Origin of the sequence: Vibrio sp. V10_P2A27P122 (assembly GCF_963874335.1) — a bacterium.
GTDB lineage: Bacteria > Pseudomonadota > Gammaproteobacteria > Enterobacterales > Vibrionaceae > Vibrio > Vibrio anguillarum.
Map to the genome: position 1 here is coordinate 1 of NZ_CAWNHY010000130.1, position 4,436 is coordinate 4,436.

Genomic DNA, 4,436 nt, shown 5'->3' on the forward strand with positions numbered 1-4,436 from the left:
AAACTGCTGCTCGTAAGTGCATTTTTTACTACATCCACTACTGCCTTTGAGATTTGCCGAATCGGGGATGAAATCAACATCCTCGATAACGACTCCATGAGGGCATTACGCAAAGATAATTATTCCTTATTTAGTGACGACATTACAGTTGACACACTTTTTTCTTCCACGCCAGAACACTTCACTGAATTAAAACCTTCAATTATTGAAGCTAATGAGCTGTATTCAAAATCTTCTTCCTTACTGGATCTAGGCCCTAGCTCAATACTTACCATAGAAGCAGACGCAGCAAAGAGACTGCTGCAAACACTAGGTAGAACAAGCTCAAAATTCGCTACCAGCGCTCTTGAAGTGCTTGGCCCTATTGGAGATGCTGCGGCGGTAGGGTTTTGGGCAAAAGAGATAGGTAATACATTTAAAGATGAATCCCAAACTTCTTATGATCGATTTGCAACGGTTATGGGGCTAGTGGATTGGTTTGGTGTACTCAAACTACCCGAAAGAGAAATAGACCGAGTGATATTAAGTCACCGCTGGGATGCCATTTCAAGTGGTCAACATTACAGTTTCAACATACACGACGATATTGCCACCCAACAAGATTTAAGAAACAAGAAACATTGGGCAGAGCTCGCCAGTAAACAAGCGGATTTAGTCACTGAAATAGTCGGTGCGTACGCAAAAGATATCACTCTTAAATATCAATACCATTATCAGGAAATGGTTTACGCACAAGCTAAATTGTCTAACGAGCTTATTAGCGCACTCGATCAAGAGTTACATAAGTATGTTTATACGCTTCTTTCGTTTGACCATAATGGCTCGCGCTTGTTTCCTAGCGACTTAACTAGCGCTTGTGATGCAGAAACCCGAGTTATTGCATCTCTTTATACCAATTCAAACTCCAATAGCTCTTCAAGCACTCCATCGACCTCAGAAGCTAATGGAGCACTTACTAACTTACAACTCTGCCAGCAAAGTGTATTAAGCGGTGTTGTGCAGCGTCTAGATGAGTTACGTACTGGGCATATTGATCAACAGGCGTTTACGCAGGCCTTTAAAACCGTTCTGTCGACCAAGAAGCAGATTGCAAATACAGCAAGCGAACATCTTGAGCACATCAGTTCAGCACTTAAAAAGCAGATAATAATCGATGGCCGACAAGCCGTTGATCGTTTGTTTGATTCTGGTGCTCTAGAAAAATCAACTCAATTTTTTAAAGACCAAGCTAGCCGATATGCGATCGATGAAATGGCGCGTAGTGTTCTTTACCGTCCAGCAACGGCTGATGAGCTCAAAACAAAAACCCTCGTCTTGAATGAAGGCTATAGAAAATGCACCTCATTTGGAGTGTTGGCAGGTGATCCTAACTTCCAGGGATGTAGAAAATACGAATGGATACCGGCTGAAACACGAAAATTTGAACCAGCAAAAGACGCAGTTATCAGCCAAATCACTTCTCAGCCACGCCAAAATTTTCATACAAAGTTCGACGCAGCCATCTTGAATTTGATCAGCATAGGCTGGGATGCGAATCAAGAAGAACAATGGTTTGAACAACAAATCACTCACTATTCGCAGCAGCAGGCCGCCAAAAATAATGCAAAAAAAGACAGAGCTTTAGTGCACAAATGGTTGTTCGGTTCCGATGCGCAGATAAAAGATGAGTGTCCACATAATTGTGAAGGATGGAATGCCGGATACTTAGAGAGGCAAAACATCTCTCAACACTCCTCTTTATCCGACATTAGTCGGTGGTTTGCGGATTATTCAAGCTCAGTATCAAGATACAGGGAAATCAAACTTGCTGAGCTTATTCCTCAAGCCCTAGAAAGCGAGTGGCAAGCGATTCAACTGACTCAGTTTTTGAGCTATGCGCACCCTGGCAGCTTTGACTTAGAAAAGCATGCCCCTTTAATGGCTTCAGCCTTAAAAAACTCAACTTTGGATTTGGCTTCTCTTTCCGGAAACTCGCTTCAAATAGCCAAAGAGATCCTAAAAAGAGAGATGATTGAAGCAATAAATCAATCAAAACAAAAAGGCACAGACTGGCTTATCTCTCAGATAGGGGACTTCCATCGATATGCAGCCATCGTCCACCAGCAGCACACCTCTACCGGACATGCCAACGACATGCCAAATGATGTTCTCTTTACTGAAGAGCTTCCTGGCAATGTTCTTCGTTATACAATCTCTCACCTCCCCCCATACAATTATGACCAAAAGTTAGACTCTTCACTGCGAGCGCTCTTTGATCCTCAATCCGTTCTCAATGAAAGATTTTCTGCTCTGGCTAATGCGTCAAATCAACTTAACAACCAACCAGGACGTGAGTGGACGTGAGTGCCACATCAATTTTACCCCTGTCAAAAAAGCGCTATTAGATATAAATAGCGACAGTTTACTTGAGTGGATTGCTCCTATACATGAATTAATGTCATCACTCACAAGTCAGCAATTGGAAGTACAAGCATCCATTGAATGGGCTGTGAAACAGCAAAGTGACCGTAAAGTGGCTTGTGATCTCAGTCCTAACAACCCTAAGTATTTGTAGGAATAAAACCATGGAACCAATACACAGTATGAATAAGAAGTTTTTGACAACACGAGTCCTGTTTACCTTCAGCTTAATCCTTTCTTCAACGCAATCATGGGCAGATGTAGGGGCTTTAAAAAATGACATATTGTCTCGTATACACAGGGGGGACAAACCAGTTATCCTCATGATTGACATGCAAGAAACGACATCAAAGTTGCCTTGGTCACCAGCACAAGCACCAGGCAATAAAAAAATTTGGAAAAACCAAATAGAAATGTTGAAGTTTGCCAACGAAAACAAGCTTCACGTCTTTGATATCAACTACATTGACCGTTTTTCATTACGAGATAACTATGGTGGAGACAGAAGCCGTTATCTTGAACACAACCCGACCTTTAAAAAGCTCAAATCTGAAATGTATAAGTTTGGACCTGAACGATACCATTATGTAGTGAAAGAAACGGTTGAAATTGATACCAGCTCTCAAAGTAAAATCATTCAATTTATTAACCAAAACCAAATTGATAGTGCAGTCATCATGGGGTTTAACAGTGATTGTTGTGTGCGACATACTGCTTACGTTCTCTCAAAAGAGCAACGTATTAACGTTTTGGTTAGCGAAGACATTGTTACTAATAAAGCGAATAAGCCTGGTATTTCTAGCACGTGGACTGAGCTGGGTCTTGATACAGATCCAAACGTTCATATTTTCAGAAAACAGAAACAGCCTTTTGATTTCAATGCAGCCTGCTATAGTGGTGCTTAAGTTTTTAACTTGGCTTTGTTTAAAGTAAGTAAGGAGTAGCGATATGGTGGAGTATCGCTATATTTTGCCCTACTCTGTATCTTATATTTAACAAGCAGTCTTACGCTGCCGATTGTGTGAGGCTTCAAATTTATTGCGATATTCCCAGTTAGAATCCGCTAAAGAAAGAGGCGGCTCAATAAAGTCGCCTCACACCGATTCCCCGATTTCTTCATCCACCATATTTTTTATTTCCTGCCTCACCCACTGGTGGATTGGGCTATTGTGATGAATGAGATGCCAAAATTGTTCAACTCGAAAGTCGGCAGTGTAAAACGGTAAATCGGCCACCGTGATGTCATAACGTCTACCTAGGTGAGAGACCAGACGTCTTGGTAAAGTGGCAATCAGATCAGTGTTAATCAATAACTCCGGCACCATCGAAAAATGTGGCAAAGATGCCACCACTTCGCGCTGATAACCCAGTCTTTTCAGCTCATGATCCATATCCGTTTTGCCCAAGCCATTACCGGAGATGATTAGATGTCGGCTCTGGCAATAGCGCTCTAACGTCATAGGCTGATGAGCCCATTTATGCTGGCAACACATCACTACGGCATAGTTATCATTAAATAAACGCTGTTTAAACACGTTAGTGGGTGACTCATCGGTGGAATACAGTAATAAATCCGCCACCTTTTCCAAGTAATCATGCAACGGCATAAACGAGTTGTAAGACACAATTTGTAATTTCAAGTTTGGAGCACGCTGTTGAAAACGCGCCAACAATTTCGGCACAATCATCATCATTTCGAAATCCAGCGCCCCTATAGTGAACACGCCTGAGTATTGCCGGGGGTCAAACTCGTCATCTACCAACATATGACGAATGGTATTGAGTGATATTTCCAATTCGCTATAAAGGCGCTCACCTTTTACAGTCAAACGGTACTCATTTTTCACCTTCACCAGCAATGGATCACCAAATTGTTCGCGCAAGCGCATCAGAGCTCGACTGACTGCTGGCTGACTCATGTTTAATACTTGAGCGGCCTGACTAATATGCTTATGAATTAATAGCTTTTCTAAAATCGTCAATAAATTTAAGTCAATGCTGCGCAAATTGATTTCTGGGGCGACCATACCATCACC

General features: G+C 41.9%; 3 protein-coding genes. 2 read left to right on the forward strand and 1 reads right to left on the reverse strand.

Annotated elements, in window-relative coordinates:
• Both AACQ17_RS06645 and AACQ17_RS06650 read left to right on the forward strand, forming a co-directional pair.
• A partial coding sequence (locus AACQ17_RS06645) for a hypothetical protein (RefSeq protein WP_240507699.1) occupies positions 1–2,343 on the forward strand: 2,343 nt, incomplete at its 5' end.
• Positions 2,344–2,564: 221 nt separating this feature from the next.
• Positions 2,565–3,305 (forward strand): isochorismatase family protein, encoded by a 741-nt coding sequence (locus AACQ17_RS06650; protein WP_236732680.1) that lies wholly within the window; start codon positions 2,565–2,567, stop codon positions 3,303–3,305.
• 189 nt (positions 3,306–3,494) lie between these two features.
• Here AACQ17_RS06650 and AACQ17_RS06655 read toward each other — a convergent pair whose 3' ends face one another.
• Positions 3,495–4,427: a LysR family transcriptional regulator gene (locus AACQ17_RS06655; RefSeq protein WP_017050246.1), complete on the reverse strand. Its 933-nt coding sequence runs from the start codon at positions 4,425–4,427 to the stop codon at positions 3,495–3,497.
• Between the last annotated feature and the right edge of the window lie 9 nt (positions 4,428–4,436).